The 18,539-nt window shown below is 42.5% G+C and carries 16 protein-coding genes and 1 pseudogene; 8 read left to right on the top strand and 9 right to left on the bottom strand.

The genetic code is table 11. The features are described from left to right. Positions 1-13: 13 nt before the first annotated feature. Complete coding sequence (gene serA / locus RM049_RS34670) at positions 14-1,594, bottom strand: phosphoglycerate dehydrogenase (RefSeq protein ID WP_292723199.1); 1,581 nt, start codon at positions 1,592-1,594, stop codon at positions 14-16. An 888-nt stretch (positions 1,595-2,482) separates the two neighbouring features. On the opposite strand from serA, the gene RM049_RS34665 reads away from it, so the two are divergent. Next, positions 2,483-3,202 carry a Uma2 family endonuclease gene (locus RM049_RS34665; RefSeq protein ID WP_322707419.1) on the top strand — a complete coding sequence of 240 codons (720 nt, stop codon included), beginning with the start codon at positions 2,483-2,485 and terminating at the stop codon, positions 3,200-3,202. Between the two features lie 38 nt (positions 3,203-3,240). On the opposite strand, the gene RM049_RS34660 is transcribed toward RM049_RS34665, so the two are convergent. The 3 genes from RM049_RS34660 to RM049_RS34650 all read right to left on the bottom strand — a co-directional run bounded on the left by RM049_RS34660 (position 3,241) and on the right by RM049_RS34650 (position 5,297). Next, positions 3,241-3,369: a hypothetical protein gene (locus tag RM049_RS34660; protein WP_322686907.1), complete on the bottom strand. Its 129-nt coding sequence runs from the start codon at positions 3,367-3,369 to the stop codon at positions 3,241-3,243. A gap of 201 nt (positions 3,370-3,570) precedes the next feature. Continuing rightward, complete coding sequence (locus RM049_RS34655) at positions 3,571-4,425, bottom strand: bifunctional class I SAM-dependent methyltransferase/HIT family protein (RefSeq protein ID WP_322707418.1); 855 nt, start codon at positions 4,423-4,425, stop codon at positions 3,571-3,573. Positions 4,426-4,523: 98 nt separating this feature from the next. Continuing rightward, complete coding sequence (locus tag RM049_RS34650; protein WP_322707417.1) at positions 4,524-5,297, bottom strand: Uma2 family endonuclease; 774 nt, start codon at positions 5,295-5,297, stop codon at positions 4,524-4,526. A 164-nt stretch (positions 5,298-5,461) separates the two neighbouring features. Here RM049_RS34650 and RM049_RS34645 point away from each other — a divergent pair, with 164 nt between their 5' ends. The 4 genes from RM049_RS34645 to RM049_RS34630 are packed head-to-tail and all read left to right on the top strand — an operon-like array spanning position 5,462 to position 7,172. Next, positions 5,462-6,067, top strand: coding sequence for a hypothetical protein (locus RM049_RS34645; RefSeq protein WP_322707416.1), 606 nt, complete (start codon positions 5,462-5,464; stop codon positions 6,065-6,067). Beyond that, positions 6,046-6,714, top strand: a complete 669-nt coding sequence (locus tag RM049_RS34640) for a HEAT repeat domain-containing protein (protein WP_322707415.1) — start codon at positions 6,046-6,048, stop codon at positions 6,712-6,714. Before RM049_RS34645 ends, RM049_RS34640 begins: the two co-directional genes overlap by 22 nt. Before the next feature lie 15 nt (positions 6,715-6,729). Continuing rightward, complete coding sequence (locus tag RM049_RS34635; protein WP_322707414.1) at positions 6,730-6,957, top strand: type II toxin-antitoxin system HicA family toxin; 228 nt, start codon at positions 6,730-6,732, stop codon at positions 6,955-6,957. After that, positions 6,954-7,172: a type II toxin-antitoxin system HicB family antitoxin gene (locus tag RM049_RS34630; protein ID WP_322699207.1), complete on the top strand. Its 219-nt coding sequence runs from the start codon at positions 6,954-6,956 to the stop codon at positions 7,170-7,172. Before RM049_RS34635 ends, RM049_RS34630 begins: the two co-directional genes overlap by 4 nt. 95 nt (positions 7,173-7,267) lie before the next feature. Here RM049_RS34630 and RM049_RS34625 read toward each other — a convergent pair whose 3' ends face one another. Then, on the bottom strand, positions 7,268-9,424 hold the full coding sequence (locus RM049_RS34625) for a polyribonucleotide nucleotidyltransferase (RefSeq protein WP_322699208.1): 2,157 nt from the start codon (positions 9,422-9,424) through the stop codon (positions 7,268-7,270). A 101-nt stretch (positions 9,425-9,525) separates the two neighbouring features. After that, a complete protein-coding gene (locus RM049_RS34620; protein ID WP_322707413.1) occupies positions 9,526-10,068 on the bottom strand; it encodes an N-acetyltransferase in 543 nt (180 codons plus the stop codon). 144 nt (positions 10,069-10,212) lie between these two features. Between RM049_RS34620 and RM049_RS34615 the strand changes: the two genes are divergently transcribed. The 3 genes from RM049_RS34615 (at position 10,213) to RM049_RS34605 (ending at position 16,650) form a co-directional block, all read left to right on the top strand. Next, positions 10,213-14,877 carry an SNF2-related protein gene (locus tag RM049_RS34615; protein ID WP_322707412.1) on the top strand — a complete coding sequence of 1,555 codons (4,665 nt, stop codon included), beginning with the start codon at positions 10,213-10,215 and terminating at the stop codon, positions 14,875-14,877. Further along, positions 14,874-15,710 (top strand): nucleotidyltransferase domain-containing protein, encoded by an 837-nt coding sequence (locus RM049_RS34610; RefSeq protein WP_322707411.1) that lies wholly within the window; start codon positions 14,874-14,876, stop codon positions 15,708-15,710. The genes RM049_RS34615 and RM049_RS34610 overlap by 4 nt, the downstream gene beginning before the upstream one ends. A 103-nt stretch (positions 15,711-15,813) precedes the next feature. Continuing rightward, a complete protein-coding gene (locus RM049_RS34605) occupies positions 15,814-16,650 on the top strand; it encodes an SWIM zinc finger family protein (protein ID WP_322671258.1) in 837 nt (278 codons plus the stop codon). 117 nt (positions 16,651-16,767) lie between these two features. On the opposite strand, the gene RM049_RS34600 is transcribed toward RM049_RS34605, so the two are convergent. The 3 genes and pseudogenes from RM049_RS34600 to RM049_RS34590 all read right to left on the bottom strand — a co-directional run. Further along, complete coding sequence (locus tag RM049_RS34600; RefSeq protein WP_322671257.1) at positions 16,768-16,953, bottom strand: PCP reductase family protein; 186 nt, start codon at positions 16,951-16,953, stop codon at positions 16,768-16,770. A gap of 125 nt (positions 16,954-17,078) precedes the next feature. Beyond that, entirely contained in the window at positions 17,079-18,470 is a 1,392-nt protein-coding gene (psbC, locus tag RM049_RS34595; RefSeq protein ID WP_322707410.1) for a photosystem II reaction center protein CP43, read from the bottom strand. Continuing rightward, a pseudogene (locus RM049_RS34590) lies at positions 18,454-18,539 on the bottom strand (photosystem II protein D2); the annotation flags it as partial. The gene psbC and the pseudogene RM049_RS34590, both read right to left, overlap by 17 nt.

Here is an 18,539-nt window from a genome sequence, read left to right as displayed (position 1 = left end):
CAGCACTCAGCACTCATAGTGTTACTGTATACGCGTCCCGAATACCAGGGACTTTTATAATCTCATCCAAAATGCCCTCTGGTAAAGGGTCATCTATACTCAGAGCCATTACGGCATCACCACGGACGATTTTACGACCTACTTGCATACTGGCAATATTCACATTAAAACTGCCGAGTAGGGAACCAAGTTTGCCGATAATCCCTGGCATATCGCGGTGCAGGGTAAACAACATATATTTGCTGGGTGGGACGTTAATCGGGAAACCGTCAACGTCGGTGAGGTGGATTTCCCGCTCACCCAACAAAGCACCTGTGACAGAATGAGTACCTAAAGTACCCGTGGCTTCTAGATGCAGTGTGCCGGCATAGTCTCGAATGGAAGCATCGCGAGTTTCAATTACCCGAATTCCGCGTTCTTTGGCTTCTATGTTGGCATTTACGTAATTTACTCGTTCCCGCAAAGCTTGGTAAAGTAGTCCTTTGAGGGCAGCGACGATCAAAGGCTGACTTTTGTTGGTTGCGAGTTCCCCTTGCAGTCGAATATTGAGTACTTCCACCCGTCCGCCAGCTAGCTGTCCTACCAGATTACCTAGAGTTTCTGCTAGTTGCATATAGGGTTTGAGTTCTTCCAACACATCGGGGCCGAGTCCAGGAATGTTGACGGCTGAACGTGCTGGTAGTCCTAAAAGTACATCCCGAATTTGTTCGGCAACATCAATAGCCACATTCACTTGAGCTTCTGCCGTAGAGGCTCCCAAGTGGGGGGTGAGGATAACTTCTTTGCCTAGCGATCGCAATTCCGATTCACCCAGTGGTTCTGACTCGAACACATCCAAGGCTGCACCACCGATTTTACCCGCTTTCAGAGCTGCTGCTAAAGCTACTTCATCAATGATCCCACCACGAGCGCAGTTGATAATCCGAGCTGTGGGTTTCATTTTTGCCAGAGTTGTGGCATTGATTAAGTGGGTAGTTTCTGGGGTTTTCGGGATGTGGAGGGTGATATAGTCTGCTTGCTGGAAGAGTAAATCTAACTCAACTAACTGACAGCCAAGTTGTTCGGCTCGTTCTGTAGAAATAAAAGGGTCATAAGCTAGGAGTTTCATCCCCATTGTCTTAGCTACAGCCGCAACATGGGAGCCAATTTTTCCCAAACCGACAACGCCGAGAGTTTTTTTGTAGACTTCCGCACCGACAAAGCTATTGCGATCCCACGCACCACGTTTCACCGAAGCGTTAGCATCGGGGATGTGGCGAGACAAAGCCAAAATCATTGCTAGCGCATGTTCGGCGGCGGCAATTGTATTTCCCTCTGGAGAATTGACTACCACAATTCCCCGGCGGGTGGCAGCAGGAACATCCACATTATCCACACCCACACCAGCACGCCCGATGATTTTTAGCTGGGTGCCGGCATCAATGATTTCTTGAGTGACACGCGTACCAGAGCGAATCATCAGCGCGTCATACTCACCAATAATTGCGATCAGTTCCGCTGGTTTTAGACCTAGTTTGACATCAACAGTTGCAACTTGCGAAAGAATGTCAATTCCAGCTTGGTCAATCGAATCAGAGACAAGAACCTTAGACATGATTACTTCATTTAAAGCTACAGGTTTTGCTGCACAAGACTTTTTAGTTTAGTCTTTATCCGTCGCAATTCAGCAAAAATTATTAGTTTGAATATCAACTTAACCTTTACTTACACTACGTGCTGATAGTATCAAAGCGTGAATTGCTCCTGATGGGCACTGCCTTCTAAGTTTTGGAACATAAGTTAGCTGTTTGCACCACCCTGTCGCTAAATATAAAGCATGAATAGCACTAAGCACCGATATATTTATTAATAGTTAAGAGTTACCAAAATTTTATCGGCTGAAGCAACATCCTTGGTGGGGTATAAACGCTTGTATGCTTGACTGGGAAGCAACTTTAGCTAAAGCAATGCTATACACAACCAGGAAACGAGCTAGTAACTAATATATCTGTCGAATCTCGTCTGTTTCTCAATACCACAAGTGGTATCCCTTAGTCAAAGCAAAACATTGGATCGTCAAGATAATCGGATTATAACAGTTAGAATTTAAGCATCAAATAAATTTTATTGCTCATGATTCCGGCAGATTTAAGATTGTTTAGTAGTTAAAAACTATCAATTAGTGTAAGTCGAGTACTTAATATACAGTAGTCAACTAGTAATTTGTCAAGCTAATTTCGAGAGTTTGTAGTAAGCACTTTAGTGCTTAAAAAACTAGAGCTAAAGTTCTGACTACGAACTCGTTTATGTCTCGTGATTAATGAGACAGACTACTAACGTCCAGATATTGCTATGTCAATGGCTTAGTTTTTAGGCAGTCGGCGCGCTCCGCACGTCATTGCTTATGTCAGTTGCGTAAGTCCTGTACTAATGACATTGCAAGGGGAGAAATCGCTATAATTCTGTTGAGCCAAATATCCTTTGAGTTTTGGGAAAACCAGCCATGTTAGAGTACAGCTTGCCAAGGTACTTGCCTTCAGCCGAGGAACTACCAGACTCTGATGAAACGCCTGTGGATAATGAACTGCAAGAATTGATACCAGGCTTGTTAAAGGCGATCTTGTTGATGCTTTGGTCAGAGCGCATGGACTGGTTATTTGCGATAGATATGGGTATTTATTATCACCCTGATAAACCGCCAATTGTGCCAGATGGGTTTTTGAGCTTAGGAGTAGAGCGGTTTTATGATGAGGAACTGCGTCCTAGTTATGTGCTGTGGGATGAAAACGTTGTACCGATTTTCATCCTAGAAGTAGTTTCCCAAAATTATCGCAAGGAATACACTACTAAATTGGATGAATATGAGGCTTTGGGTGTACTTTATTACGTGATTTATTCCTCTCGCCGCCGCCGCAAACCGCATCTGGAAGTACATAAGTTAGTTAATGGTAAGTATGAATTGCAAAAGGGAAACCCCGTTTGGCTACCAGAAATTGGCTTGGGAATTGGTTGCGAAAGGGGAAATTATTGTGGTGTAACGCGGGAATGGATGTATTGGTATGATGAGCAAGGACAACGCTATCTCACGCCCGCAGAACAAGTAAAACAAGAAACACTACGCGCTCAACAAGAAGCGCAACGCGCTGATGTTGCAGAACAACGGGTTCAACAGTTGGCAAAACAATTAAGAGCGCTGGGAATAGATCCAGATAATCTGGCCTAACTGAAATATTTTGCAATATTTTCAACAAAACCTAATTTTTAGGTTTTAATAATTTCTGCTGCTTCCATTGCTGCAACTGTAGCGTATTCTGCGATCGCTAGCATCATCGAAATGAAAGGCTTGCTAGCCAAAGAAATTGAGCGACGCTGCCATAGCTGTAAACGCAACAGTAGTTGAGATGATTACAGTAATGCTCAGAATAACAAAGTAGAGGTTGTACTGAAAAAGCATGTGACAAAGGATTTAAGAGATGATCTCAACCTTATGGGATAAGTTTGAGGAAGTCATGATGTTTCAGGAATTTTTATAATTACTTGAAAGCGGTTAAGTTACAGCAGAATTTTGAATCCTGCATAATTACAGAAAAACTATTGTTTTTTAGGAATAACGTTCCTAATTCCACTTTTAGCAAAGACAGTATCACCTTTGTAGCGAGGGATGATATGAATACTGACGTGCATAATATTTTGACCAGCAGATCGATTGATATTCATTCCTACATTAAAACCATCAGGTTCAAATTCTGCTTTGATAATTTCTTGGACTTTGTTCGCCATAAACCAGCAAGCATATTGCTCTTTTAATGGAAGTTCAAAATAATTGCTAACATGACGTTTGGGAATAACTAAAACATGACCTTTACTTATTGGATAGCCATCAAAAATAGCATAAGCAGTTGCTGATTCCGTTAATAATTTTAGATTTTTGTGAGGATTACAAAATATACAATAATTAGATGAATTTCGCTGATGATTATAATGAACATATTCATATAGCTCCCGATGCTCATCTAAGCAAATTGAAGTAAAGGGAAGTTTTGCAACACACTGATAAGTAGGCTTTCTGTGAACATAATGTTCTCGAAATCCTTCCCTTGTTATATCCCTCCTTACAGCATAATAAGCTTTGCCTCCTGGTTTTAATAAATGCGATACTTCCATTAAGACATTAGTTTGTTCTTCGGTAAATAAAACATTTAAAACATAAAAGCAAATTATGGTATCAAATTTATTATCAGGATATTCTGGGAAATAATAAGGATCATAACCTGTAATATCACAACCTTTTTGGCGCAATATTTTAACATCATTACCAAAGCCACAACCAAAGTCTAGTATTTTGCCTTGGAGAAGGTTTTGATTTAATAAAAACTGTGCCGGAAATGATAGATAACTTCTCTCGATCGCAGTAAGATGGCTAAACTGATTTTTTTGCTGTTTCATAGAATTTTGGTGCTGATGTCCCAAAATTATTATTCCCAGCATTTGTTGAGGTTATGCGATGTCTACGATGGGCTATGACGCTCGCAGACTCGCTACCGCTACGCTATCGGCGTCGCATCAGGGTCAATACCTAGCTCACGTAACTTAGCAGCTAATATATCAGCACGTTGGCGTTCTTGTTCAGCACGTTGGCGTTCCTGTTCAGCACGTTGGCGTTCCTGTTGGGCTTGTTCGCTGCTCCACAACAGTAAATTTCCTTCGGTATCCCACCAGCGCAGCCAATTCATGGTTTGACATAATCTTTCACCTTGCCAAATTCCGAGAAATAACTCTAACTCAGGAATCCAGTAACGTCCATTAGCGTCTGCTTGCTGCAAGGTATATTGTCCATTTTGTAAGCATCGTAGTTCTATACTTGGTTCGTAAGGGTCGTAGGTTACGTAGGTTGGAACTTGGAGAATCTTTTCATAATAATAGAGTTTACCGTAGGGTGGAGTTGAGCGGACTGATAATTCTCCACCTTCTGTATCTGAGAGAAATTCCATCACTACAGTCACAGCAGCGCCTTCTAAATTTGGGGTATAGCTGCGACGAACTACATTTGTTCCCACAGACTGCACTTGAGGGACATAAAACCAGTCTGGGGCTTTGACAACGATTTTTTTGTTGACTGTGGCTACAAGTCCAAAATTAGAGCCAATCAGCATTTGTGGTTGGATGCGTCCTGTGCTTCCCAAGGCATCGGTAAGCGCAGCAGCGATCGCAGGTTGTTGAATATTTTCCACTGGATCGTCAGGTAAAATGAAATCGGCTGGAAGTGCTTCCCAAGTAACAATTGGTTCTTTTTGGATGGGGTTAACTTGTAGAACCATAAAATTATTCCTAATATTCATGCACAGTATATAGTTATTTTTAACAAATCTTCAGTTTGCACATCTGTGCGATCGCAGCATATAAATTCAGATAATCTTAAGTTTTGGATGAATAGACTCGCACTGCCTAAAAACCCAGAAATCTAGAAAGATTTCTCAGACTGGTGTATATACTCGTAGTCAAGCACTTAGCAGACGTGAGTATTATGCTGGAATGGTTTATTGGCTGGATAGCAAGCAATGCCTTTCTGCATCGGAAATTTTTAGAATATTTCTGTGCTTGGGAGTTTGTCTGGCAGTTTGAGAAGGAAGGCAGTATTTCAATTGAGGATCTCAAAACTGAAGTTTTTGGCAAACATTGGCAAGATGAAACTTGGCATGAGGTATTGCTGCTAATTGCAGGAATGATTGATGCGAAATTTGTTGGTGAAATTATTAATCACTTAATGGTGCAAGATGGTGAGGATAAAAAATTTATCAACTTGTTTTTAGCGGCTAAGTGTCTTGCAGAGGTGAGAAATCGGTCGGTAATTGTGTCAGTGGCTAATAAATTATTTGGCAAGGTAAAAGACTTAACAAAATATGACCTCTGGTATTATTACACCTATGACAAAGCAGAAGAAACTAAGCTAGTTCAGGAAGTTCGCATTCAAGCAGTTGTAACAATCGCCGCAATTTGGAAAGATAACCGTGATGCCTTACACTACCTTAAAGACCTCATTACTGCTGATAATAAAAACTATGTCAGATGTGCAGCCATCGAAGCATAGCCAGCAATTTCAAAGATCGCCCAGACACCCGCTCGTTTCTCAAAGACCTCACTACTGCTGATAATAAAAACTATGTCAGATGTGCAGCCATCGAAGCATTAGCCAGCAATTTCAAAGATGACCCAGACACCCGCTCATTCCTCAAAGACCTCACCACTGCTAATGATGGAAATGTGCGGCGTGCAGCGAATAAAGCATTACTCAGCAATTTCAAAGATGACCCGGACACCCACTCGATTCTCAAAGACCGCGCCACTGCTGATAATCAATGGAATGTGCGAAGTGTAGCCATCGAAGCATTAGCCAGTAATTTCCCAGATGACCCGGACACCCGCTCGATTCTCAAAGACCGCGCCACTGCTGATAATCAATGGAATATGCGAAGTGCAGCAATCCAAGCATTAGCCAAACACTTCAGATATCAGCCTGAGTTGTTTGAGATTTACTACAACTGCGCTGTCAATGACCCCTTTGAGCGTAAGCGAGACTATAAGACTAATCCTCGACGAATTGCACTAGAGATAATTATCAAGCAATTTCCTCAGCATCCCCAGACTTTACCACTGTTGCGCGACAAAGCAGAGAATGACCCAGATGAACAAGTGCGAAACTTTGCTCAAGAGAAGTTAAAGCAGTGGAGAGAGTAAATGTAAGCTGAGTATATGCCCAAGAAAATCAGAGAATTAAAAAGCTTGTTGCTAAAAGCAGGGTTTACATACCGTCCTGGAAAAGGTAGCCACACTAATTGGTATCATCCCCTGCTATCTGGGAGAGTTACTATATCAGGTAAAGACGGGAATGATGCTAAAGCTTACCAGGAGAAAGACGTTAATAATGCACTCCAAAGGTTAGAAGAAATTAAAAAGGCTCAAGAGGAAGAACAAGAATGAATTCTCACTACACAATAATTATTCAGTGGTCTGATGAAGATGAGTGTTTTGTTGTGAGTCTTCCTGAATGGGGAGAATTTTGTCATACTCACGGAGATACTTACGAAGAAGCTTTCAAAAATGCTCAAGAAGTTTTAGAAATGCTGATTGAATCATCTTTGGCTGACGGTCAACCTCTACCAGAGCCAAAAACACTAGAAAAGTCGTTAAAATAATTTGTAATTTGTCAAATTAGAAAAGCATACGGCGATGCCTTCACGATAGGCATCGCGGATTTTAGATTTAATCTAATCTAAAATCCCAAATCGAGTTACCGATTCACCGCCGCTGCTTCTCTTGCTGCTGCTGCTTGATCTGGGTGGATACCCAAGCGGGTGAGATTAATGCGACCTTTGTTATCAATTTCGCGCACTTTGATAATCACTTCATCGCCCACTGCTACTTCATCCTCAACTTTGCCAACGCGGTAGTCAGCTAGTTGAGAAATGTGAATCATGCCTTCTTTTCCTGGCAAGAATTCCACAAATGCACCTATCGGTATAATCCGAGTAATGCGTCCTGCATAGACATCCCCTTCGTGCAGCTTGCGGGTCATGCCTTGGATGATATTTCTGGCTCTCTTGGCCTTGTTCTCATCCACAGCGGAAATTGTCACGGTGCCATCATCTTCGATGTCAATTTTTGCACCCGTTTCCTCTGTGATGCCCTTAATAGTCTTGCCTCCAGGCCCGATGACCAAACCAATCATGTCTGAATCAATCTTGATTGTTAACAGACGTGGGGCATAAGGTGAGGTTTCAGTCCGTGGTGTGTCAATGCAGGCGAGCATTTTCTCCAGAATGTGCAACCGGGCTGCTTTCGCTTGGTGGACGGCTTGGGCTATAACCTCCAAAGACAAACCGGAGATTTTCATATCCATTTGCAAGGCGGTAATCCCGGTATCCGTCCCGGCAACTTTGAAGTCCATGTCGCCCAAAAAGTCTTCAATGCCTTGGATATCGGTCAGGACTCGTACTTCGTCGCCTTCCTTAATCAGACCCATTGCCGCGCCACTGACGGGTTTGATAATTGGTACACCAGCATCCATCAGGGCGAGGGTGGAACCGCAGACTGAACCCATTGAGGTGGAACCGTTAGAAGAAAGTACTTCCGACACGATGCGAATCACGTAGGGAAATTGTTCTTTTGACGGTATCACAGGTATTAGCGCTCGTTCTGCCAATGCCCCGTGACCAATTTCGCGCCTTCCTGGGGCCCGCATTGGCTTGGTTTCACCGACCGAGAAGGGAGGGAAGTTGTAATGATGCAGATAACGCTTGTGCTGATCTAGCTGCATGTCATCGTTGAGGTTTTGAGCATCCCCAGGTGTACCCAAGGTACAAGTGGATAATACCTGAGTTAGTTCTCGGTTAAATAAACCGCTGCCGTGGACTCGCTTTGGTAAGACATCAACTAAACAAGAAACCTGACGCACTTGATCGAGTTTACGACCATCAACGCGGACGTTATCTTCGATAATTTGTCGCCGCATGAAGTGTTTGGTAATATCTTTAAAAGTGTTACCAAGTGCCTTCTTATTTGCAGTTGCAGCAACTCGAATTGGGTCTTCTTCTGGCAGTTCGCTAATCGTCGCGGCAATTTCATCCTTGACGACATCTAAAGCTGCATCGCGTTGGGGTTTGGTGAAACTAAATTGAGACAGGATTTTCTTAATTTCGCCGCTGGCGCGATCGCGGATATAATTTTCTAGGGTTTGGTCTACTTCTGGTGGTGCTTCTTGCACTATTACTAGACCCAGTTCGGCGATTAAATCTTGCTGCGCTTTGATTAAGTCCCGCACTGCTTCATAACCAAAGTCAATCGCTTCGAGAATATCTCGCTCTGGCAACTGATTGGCTCCCGCTTCCACCATGATCACGCCATCTGGTGAACCTGCTACTACTAGATCCAAATCTCCAGCTTCAGTTTCTGCATAAGTGGGGTTAATAATGAAATCATCTCCCACTAAACCAACCCGCACTGCTGCCATTGGCCCATTAAAAGGAATCTGGGCAATCAGGGTAGCGATGGAAGCGCCTGTAACTGCTAACACATCGGGTGGAACTAACTCGTCCATCGATAGCGTTAAGGCAATAATTTGCAGGTCATCCCGTAACCATGAGGGGAACAAGGGACGCATGGGACGGTCTATAAGACGGCTGGTGAGAATTGTTTTTTCTGGTGGACGACCTTCGCGCCGCATGATCCCGCCGGGAATCCTACCTGCGGCATATAGCCTTTCTTCATAATCTACAGTAAGGGGAAGAAAATCAATGCCTTCTCTGGCTTGCGATCGCGTAGCCGTCACTAAAACGGATGTGTCCCCTGATTCTATCAAAACCGACCCACCAGCCTGGGGAGCTAATAGGCCTACTTTCAGTCGAATATCCCTTCCATCGAAGGATATTGACTTATCAACTTCTGCCATTCAGTTTTTTTTCCTTCTCTTTCGCTATTCTCTTTCTGTGGCAATCCTAACATTTATGCCTTATGGCTGACTTGGGTTACATACAAAGATAAACAAGTCGTTCAACACGTGTGATACAAGATTAGCGCGTCTACTACCTGCCCATTCTCTAGCTTCACCGCGCCCGGAATTCGCCCAATAATCTCAAATCCTAACGACTGCCAAAGTGTAATTGAAGGTATATTAGTCTCAAAGACCAAATTAAACATTACTGCTTCGTAGCCCAGGTTTGCTGCGATCGAAAGCATAGCCTCTCCCATGAACCGTCCTAAACCTTGACCGCGTAACTCAGGTTGTACAATAAAACCAGCGTTGCAAATATGGCTACACCGACCGGGAAAGTTTGGCTTTAAATAAAACGCCCCTAATATTTCTTTTGGCTTGTGTGTAGGATCTATAACAGATGTCCTGACAACAAAGGCATCCTTGCTTAACCAGTAAGCTGAAAATTCTGTAGGAGAGAGAGGTTGCTTTTGGGGATAAGTTTTACCTTCAATAATTACAACATTGAGTAATGCTCTTACACCCTCTTGTTCTTGAGGATGCATATAATCCAGTTCCACTAACATCCCATTTTTTAATACTTTAATTAGGGGAAAATTCATTATTAACAGTGTTTATGTGGAATAATTCCTGAAATATTTATTATATGAGAAATTTGGACAATGAATCCTTCTTGAGAAGATGCAAAAAATAGAATAATTGTGATTTTAATTCTAGAGTTTTGGGAAAATCTGAGTAGTTAGCAAATGGCGATTTTACACTGTAATTGGTTACTAAAAAATCAAAATGGTTGTTTATTTATTTGGGGGGAAACTTGGCGATCGCCACGAGTGAATTTCGAGTCTAATGGATCTGGAGATATCCCAGTACATCCATTGGCAATGACATCAGTTGAGTTGAGTGAGTGGTTGCGTTCCCAGAACATGGCAATTACCAACTTCATCCACCAACCTCAAGTTGTGATGCCTGCGGAGGGCAAAGCGATCGCAACTACTGGGCGAACGCGCAAAGCGGCCAGTGCGCCTGAGATCGTTTTACCAACACACTCTCAAATCATTGCCCTACCAACTTATATCCCAGAAGGTAGCGATCGAGGAACAACAGCGATTTTCCCTGTACATTCTGCTAGCTTAGGGGAAAATACAGACTCCCCGCAATATTTGCAACCGTGGCGAGTTGAAGGTTTTTGTCTCAACGCCAGCGAAGCAGTAAAATTTCTCGCTGCTATTCCCCTAAATGCTGCGAAAGGAGAAGATGCTTTTTTGGGTGGAGATTTACGCTTTTGGTCGCAGGTTGCCCGATGGAGTTTAGATTTAATCTCCCGGTGTAAGTTTTTACCAACAATTGACCGACAATCAGATGGTGCATTTGCTGCTAAGTGGCGAGTACTTCTAGATAGTGCTGTAGATGGAACCCGCCTAGAAAGATTTTCTGGGAATATACCGTTGGTTTGTCGCACTTATCAAGAAAAAGTGGGGACTGGGGAGGAGTTTTCCCAATCCCTACTTTATGTAGACTTTCCCACAGAACCTCAAGAATTACTTTTGGGATTTCTCAACAGTACGATAGATGCCCAAGTGAGAGAAATGGTAGGTTCTCAACCTCCAATTGAAGCTAAAACGATCGCATCTTTACCGTCTGGGGTGCGACAGTGGTTGCAAGCCTTAACTACTGCATCTCATATAGTCAATGCAGATGCAAATGAAGTAGAACGACTGGAAGCGGCATTAAAGGCTTGGACTATGCCGCTACAATACCAATTAACTCTTAAAAGTCTATTTCGTACCTGTTTTCAACTGCGTTCTCCAGAGTCTGGCGAAACAGATTGGACATTGGCGTATTTTCTACAAGCGGCTGACAATCCAGAGTTTTTAGTGGATGCGGCAACTATTTGGAACAATCCAGTTGAAAGATTGGTTTATGAAAATCGGACAATTGACCAACCACAAGAAACATTTTTGCGAGGTTTGGGGGTAGCTTCCCGTTTATATCCAGCGATCGCACCCAGTTTTGAAACCGAATATCCCCAATCTTCTCGGATCACCCCCATGCAAGCTTATGAGTTTATCAAGGCTGTAGCTTGGAGGTTAGAAGACAGTGGTTTGGGAGTAATTTTGCCTCCCAGTTTAGCAAACCGCGAAGGATGGGCGAACCGTTTAGGTTTAAAAATTACTGCTGAAACTCCAAAGACAAAGCAGGGACGTTTAGGGTTGCAGAGTCTACTAAATTTCCAATGGCAATTGGCAATTGGCGGACAGACTATTTCCAAAGCCGAGTTTGATAAACTTGTGGCTTTAAATAGTCCGCTAGTAGAAATTAACGGCGAGTGGGTGGAATTGCGCCCCCAGGACATCAAAACAGCCCAAACATTTTTTACCACTCGCAAAGACCAAATGGCGCTTTCCCTGGAAGATGCCTTGCGTTTCAGTACAGGCGATACTCAAGTAATTGAAAAATTACCAGTGGTCAGCTTTGATGCATCAGGGGCATTGCAAGAGTTGATTGGAGCGTTAACAAATAATCAAGCGATCGCACCTTTGCCCACACCAGCAGCCTTTAAAGGACAGTTGCGACCTTATCAAGAACGTGGTGCTGCTTGGCTGTCCTTCTTGGAACGTTGGGGTTTGGGGGCATGTCTCGCAGACGATATGGGATTGGGCAAATGTGTAGCAAATAATACATTAATCGATGTAAATGGACTGTTACACACAGCCGAGACAATCTGGACAACTCACGCTGGAGAAACTGAGTTTGACGGTGAGGGATTTTGGGCTAACCCCACAGAGCAATTACTAGTTAATTCCATAGATGAAAAAACTGGCAAAATTGTCCAGGCTAATGTTAGGCGGTTGTATCGGCAGCAAGTCCGCGAGAAATTACGAAAAGTCACGCTAGAAGACGGTAGCAATATCACTATCACTCATCGTCACAAGCTTCTAACAAGTAAAGGTTGGACAAATAACTTACAGGTAGGTGATTACGTTTGTGTCCCAGGTAAAACGCTCTGGAATGGAAAACCACAAGACCCTGATTTAGTCAAGTTTCTTGCTTGGCAGATTGCTGAAGGGCATGAACTACCCGATGTGGGAAGAGTCACAATATCCCAAAAAGATACCAGAGTATTAGACGATTTACTCCAGACTTGCCAACGCATTCAAAAGCGCTATAACCTCAAAATTAATAGCCCTAATATCTCTATCTTCCCTAACAGAGTTTCTGCTCTTCGAGTTAATAGCCAAGCCTATCGGCGATTCTTAGAAGCTAAAGGTTATGTTTGGGGTAAACTATCGGCAGAAAAATCTATTCCGCCATTCATTATGCAGGCAGACTTAGATAGTGTGCGGATATTTTTACAAAATTATTTTGATGCTGAATCTGCTGTTGTTTTGAGTATGGGGAGTATTGAAATTGCTACAGCTTCAGCTTTACTAATTCAGCAACTTTCGGCACTACTGCGTCGTTTCGGTATTTGGTTGCGAATATCGCCCAAACTGAAGTGTGCCACTAATGGAACTCGTACTTTACGCACTTACTATATTGGTGTAATTGGAGGGAATTCTGCCCGCAGATTTATCCAAGAAATTGGTTTTAATAACTCAGAAAAAAAGAGCAAATTAGAACGAATTTGTCAACTAGTCAGCAACACAAATATTGAAGGAATTCCTGCTTCTGATATGGTTGCCCAAACAGTCATAGCAACGGGACTTCCATTGCGGCATTTTGGGATGCACAACACTGTTTATATTAATGGTTCACAGCAATTTTCTAGAGATAGTTTACAGCGAGTAATAGCTGGGATGAGCCGTATGATTAGTGGAGAAGCCCAAGAACAATATCAGCTATTAAAACCTTCCAAGTGGACAACTCAAACTTTGTCAGCATATAGCAACCTAGATGTAGAACAGTTGAGCTTAACAAGACAGTCTTTGCAATGTCTTCTCGACCAAGAGGTATTTTATTGCAGGATAGAATCAATAGAGGACATAGATTATGATGGATGGATTTATGACTTTGAAGTTAGCGAACATCACAATTTTGTCGCTAACAATATTATTTGCCATAACACTGTCCAATTCATTGCTTTTCTGCTGCACTTGAAAGAACAGGATGTACTAGAAAATCCAACACTGCTAGTTTGTCCAACTTCCGTTTTAGGCAACTGGGAAAGAGAAGTCAATAAATTTGCACCAAGCCTGAAAATTTTGCAATATCACGGTGACAAACGTCCAAAAGGAAAAGCATTTTTAGAAGCCGTAAAAAAACATGATTTAATCGTTACCAGCTATTCACTTCTTCATCGAGATATCAAGTCGTTGCAAAGTGCATCTTGGCAGATAATTGTTTTAGATGAAGCCCAGAATGTGAAAAACCCAGAGGCGAAGCAGTCAAAAGCAGTGCGGGAATTAGAAGCGACATTTCGTATTGCGTTAACGGGGACACCAGTAGAAAATAGACTGCAAGAGCTATGGTCTATTTTAGATTTTCTCAATCCTGGGTATTTAGGCAATAAGCAATTTTTCCAGAGGCGGTTTGCCATGCCAATTGAAAAGTATGGTGATACCGCTTCTTTGACTCAGTTACGTTCATTAGTTCAACCATTTATACTGCGGCGATTGAAAAGCGATCGCGACATCATTCAAGATTTACCAGATAAGCAAGAAATGACCGTATTTTGCGGTTTAACTGGCGAACAAGCTGCACTTTATCAACAAATTGTCGAACAATCTTTAGTAGAGATTGAATCTGCTGAAGGATTGCAACGCCGGGGGATGATTTTGGCTTTACTAATCAAACTCAAACAAATCTGCAATCACCCAGCCCAATATTTGAAAGAAGCGACATTAGAGCAACATAATTCAGCCAAACTTCTGCGCCTAGAAGAAATGTTAGAAGAAGTTTTAGCAGAAAGCGATAGAGCTTTAATTTTCACACAATTTGCTGAGTGGGGTAAATTACTTAAACCCTATTTAGAAAAACAGTTAGGACGAGAAATATTCTTTTTATATGGCAGCACCAGCAAAAAACAACGGGAGGAAATGATCGACCGTTTCCAACACGATCCTCAAGGGCCACCGATTATGATTCTTTCTCTGAAAGCCGGTGGTGTAGGACTGAATTTAACACGAGCAAATCATGTATTCCACTTTGATAGATGGTGGAACCCAGCTGTAGAAAATCAAGCCACAGATAGAGTATTTCGGATTGGTCAAACCCGGAATGTGCAAGTACATAAATTTGTTTGTACAGGCACTTTAGAAGAAAAAATTCATGACATGATTGAAAGTAAAAAACAATTGGCTGAACAAGTTGTGGGTGCTGGGGAAGAATGGTTGACTGAATTGGATACAGACCAACTTCGTAACTTACTAATACTCGATCGCAGCGCAGTAATTGACGAGGATGAAGGATGAAACTTAATGCAGACGAGTTAAATTCAGCACGTCAACATTTACTTAAAAAAGTCATTGATTATTTTATAGTGAAGAAAGGTGTTGAGGCTTTATTCGTTCAAGGATCTATAGCATCAGGGACAACGGATGAATTCTCTGATATTGATTTTAGAGTTGTTGTTCAACCAGAATTATACGAGCAATTTATTGATGAGCGTTTTTCTGCTCCTAAATACTGGGGAGAATGGCTATACAACGAGTGGCCAGCAGGAATTCGATGGGTTTGCGTCTCTCACTTCCATCCATTCAATAAAATCGATGTCCTTTACTACCAGCCAGAGAATCTTCAGCCCTCCCCTTGGTACTTACAACCTGTTCAAGTTATTTACGATCCTAAAAAGTTAATACACCAAGTTATTGAAGCTTCTTCTGGCTTAGAGTTTACACTAGATGTTGATGAGGTGAATCGACTGATCGGCAAAGGGCTAGCACAAGCCGAGGAAGTATATCGTCGAGTCATGCGTGGAGAACTTTTCTATGCACAATCACTGCTGGACAATTTTCGCGGAAGCATGATGCAAATTGACGATTATTTCCTCAAAAATCCTTCTTCCATGTCTCCATCTGCTCACTTTGAACAGCGCGGCAGTCAGATGTTAATTGAGGTTCTAAAACACTCCTACCCTTCCCTAGATCAGACATCTATTCTTAATGCATTGAACGCTTTACTCAATAGATATCAATACCAAGTAATGAACCTTCACGACATGCTGCGGTTAAATCGAGATGCAAAAAATGATTTGCATTGGATTAATACACTCATTAATTTATCTGAGGGTAATTTTAAGTTTTGAATAAACACTTGTAGCGGTATAGTCTTATTTCTATTATTTGATTTATAAATTCATAATTAATGACTGAATTTCAATATTATCCAATAATTTTAAAGGTAAAATCATGACTAATTACACATTACAAGCAAGCCGAGAATGGTGGTCACAACAATGGCTAGACTTGCTAGATTCCTATCGCTTTAAAAAACGTTTAGAACGTGCGAGAAACTATGCTCGTCAAGGAAATGTTTTGAGCATCGAATTTAAAGGTGCAAAAGTATTGGCTAAGGTGCAAGGCAGTGAAGTAGAACCCTATAAAGTTTCCCTTTCCCTTGAACCATTTACCGATGAACAGTGGGGTTATGTAATTGAAACCATGTCACAAAGGGCAATTTTTGCTGCCAAGCTACTAGCAGGAGAAATGCCACAAAATATAGAAGAAGTCTTCACAGCTAATGGTCTTTCGATATTTCCATTTACCCTTGGTGACGTTCATAGTAAATGCTCTTGTCCTGATAAAGCAAATCCTTGTAAACACATTGGTGCGATATACTATCAGTTAGGCGATCGCTTCAGTGAAGACCCCTTTGTACTATTTCAATTACGCGGACGTTCCAAAGAGCAAATTATCAGCGATTTGCGTAAATTACGTAGTGCCAAGATTGAACCCAATACTACAGAAACGCCTGATGTTCAACAGTCAATTACTAATAACAAATATTCAGTAAAAATTGACTCTTTCTGGCAATACAACGAGCCACTAGAGTCATCCTTGGTAGTGATTGTACCGTCTAGCAGCGAGACGATCTTAGATGTCTTGGGAGCGATTCCCCTAGCAAAGGAAGAGGAAAACGCAGTAAATTCAACTTCGAGTGATGTGGTAATGAAATATTTAAATACCGTTTACAGAGATGTAAGCCAGAAGGCTGTTTTAGCAGCGATGAATGTAGGAGGAAGTTGATGATAATTCGTAATTCGTAATTATGAATTAAATTGACTGGAATATTCTCGCCTTAAAACTCTATCCCTTTATTGGTAGGTATTTACCAATTCTGAATTCTGACTCCTGACTCCTGATTTATTGTCCAAACTCAAGCCTAGCCTGTTCTACCAAATCAGCAGTCACAACATCTTGGCCGGCTTCACGAGCCAGCTGTTCAATTCTGGCTTTAGCTTGAGAGCGGACAAAAAAGGGGATATTTTGTAATTTTTCTTTAGCTTCAGATGTCCATCGCAAAGCATCAATAAAATTGGAATCGTTCATAGATTAGTTACCTTGGCAAGTCGCTCACTTTAATTAGTAGATTACTAATTTTCCTATAAAAAAAGCCCTTGCTTTTATGCAAGAGCCTTTAAATTAATAGTCAGTGATGAAATAAACTTTACAACCTAATCTAGGTCATCCATGAACATCACTGGTTCAGTATCACGGTTAATTCCTTTCTCAAAACCACCAGCCGCAGCCCGTGCGCGACCAGCGTGCCACAAGTGACCAACTAGGAAGAAGAATCCTAGTACGAAGTGAGAAGTCGACAACCAAGCGCGAGGAGATACGTAGTTGAAAGAGTTAATTTCGGTAGCCACACCACCCACGGAGTTCAAAGAACCCAGAGGAGCGTGTGTCATGTATTCAGCAGCGCGACGAGCTTGCCAAGGCTGAATATCATTCTTGATTTTTTCCAAGTCAAGACCGTTGGGACCACGTAGAGGCTCCAACCAAGGGCCGCGGAAATCCCAGAAACGCATGGTTTCACCACCAAAGATGATTTCACCAGTTGGAGAGCGCATCAGGTATTTACCTAGACCAGTAGGGCCTTGGGCAGAACCGACGTTAGCACCCAAGCGTTGGTCACGAATCAAGAAGGTCAAAGCCTGAGCTTGAGAAGCTTCTGGACCGGTAGGACCAAAGAACTCGCTTGGATAAACAGTGTTGTTGAACCAAACAAAGATTGAGGCAATGAAGCCCATCAGCGAAAGAGCGCCCAAGCTGTAGGAGAGGTAAGCCTCACCAGACCAGATGGATGCACGACGCGACCAAGCAAAAGGCTTGGTAAGAATGTGGAAAATACCACCAGAAATTAAGATAAAGGCAACCCAGATGTGACCACCGACCACATCTTCTAAGTTATTGACGCTGACAATCCAGCCTTCGCCGCCAAAGGGAGACTTGATTACATAGCCGAAGATAACTGCTGGGTTCAATGTCGGATTAGTAATAATCCGAACATCACCACCACCTGGTGCCCAGGTGTCATACAACCCACCAAAGAACATTGCCTTTAACACTAACAGCAATGCACCGAATCCCAAAATAATCAGATGGAATCCGATGATGTTGGTCATCTTGTTCTTGTCTTTCCAGTCGTAACCAAAGAAAGAAGAATATTCTTCTAAGGTTTCTGGACCGCGAACGGCATGATAGATACCGCCAAAGCCAAGGACGGCTGAGGAAATTAGGTGGAGTACACCGACAACAAAGTAGGGGAAAGTATCGATAACTTCACCACCAGCACCAACACCCCAGCCCTGAGTGGCGAGGTGAGGTAACAGGATCAAGCCCTGCTCGTACATGGGCTTTTCAGGAATGAAGTGAGCGACTTCAAACAAAGTCATCGCTCCAGCCCAAAATACAATCAAACCAGAATGGGCAACGTGAGCACCCAGTAGTTTGCCAGATAGATTGATTAAACGCGCGTTACCAGACCACCAGGCAAACCCAGTGGATTCTTGGTCGCGTCCAGCGCCGCCTAAGATATTTGGTCTATTAGAGAGCGTTACCACGTGGTAATACCTCCTCAGGGAATACAAATTGTTCGTGGGGTTGATCTTGAGGAGCCATCCAAGCGCGGA

The sequence above is a fragment of the Nostoc sp. DedQUE04 genome (assembly GCF_034530995.1).
Classification (GTDB): Bacteria; Cyanobacteriota; Cyanobacteriia; order Cyanobacteriales; family Nostocaceae; genus Nostoc.
This window is presented reverse-complemented; position numbering and strand designations above follow the sequence as displayed.

What these genes read in the sequence shown, in the direction of transcription:
- RM049_RS34665 (WP_322707419.1), top strand. Translation starts at nt 2,483, where the DNA reads ATGTTAGAGTACAGCTTGCCAAGGTACTTGCCTTCAGCCGAGGAACTA.
- RM049_RS34620 (WP_322707413.1), bottom strand. Translation starts at nt 10,068, where the DNA reads ATGAATTTTCCCCTAATTAAAGTATTAAAAAATGGGATGTTAGTGGAA.
- serA (WP_292723199.1), bottom strand. Translation starts at nt 1,594, where the DNA reads ATGTCTAAGGTTCTTGTCTCTGATTCGATTGACCAAGCTGGAATTGAC.
- RM049_RS34630 (WP_322699207.1), top strand. Translation starts at nt 6,954, where the DNA reads ATGAATTCTCACTACACAATAATTATTCAGTGGTCTGATGAAGATGAG.
- RM049_RS34640 (WP_322707415.1), top strand. Translation starts at nt 6,046, where the DNA reads ATGTGCAGCCATCGAAGCATAGCCAGCAATTTCAAAGATCGCCCAGAC.
- RM049_RS34655 (WP_322707418.1), bottom strand. Translation starts at nt 4,425, where the DNA reads ATGAAACAGCAAAAAAATCAGTTTAGCCATCTTACTGCGATCGAGAGA.
- RM049_RS34615 (WP_322707412.1), top strand. Translation starts at nt 10,213, where the DNA reads ATGGCGATTTTACACTGTAATTGGTTACTAAAAAATCAAAATGGTTGT.
- RM049_RS34635 (WP_322707414.1), top strand. Translation starts at nt 6,730, where the DNA reads ATGCCCAAGAAAATCAGAGAATTAAAAAGCTTGTTGCTAAAAGCAGGG.
- RM049_RS34605 (WP_322671258.1), top strand. Translation starts at nt 15,814, where the DNA reads ATGACTAATTACACATTACAAGCAAGCCGAGAATGGTGGTCACAACAA.
- RM049_RS34650 (WP_322707417.1), bottom strand. Translation starts at nt 5,297, where the DNA reads ATGGTTCTACAAGTTAACCCCATCCAAAAAGAACCAATTGTTACTTGG.
- RM049_RS34600 (WP_322671257.1), bottom strand. Translation starts at nt 16,953, where the DNA reads ATGAACGATTCCAATTTTATTGATGCTTTGCGATGGACATCTGAAGCT.
- RM049_RS34610 (WP_322707411.1), top strand. Translation starts at nt 14,874, where the DNA reads ATGAAACTTAATGCAGACGAGTTAAATTCAGCACGTCAACATTTACTT.
- RM049_RS34625 (WP_322699208.1), bottom strand. Translation starts at nt 9,424, where the DNA reads ATGGCAGAAGTTGATAAGTCAATATCCTTCGATGGAAGGGATATTCGA.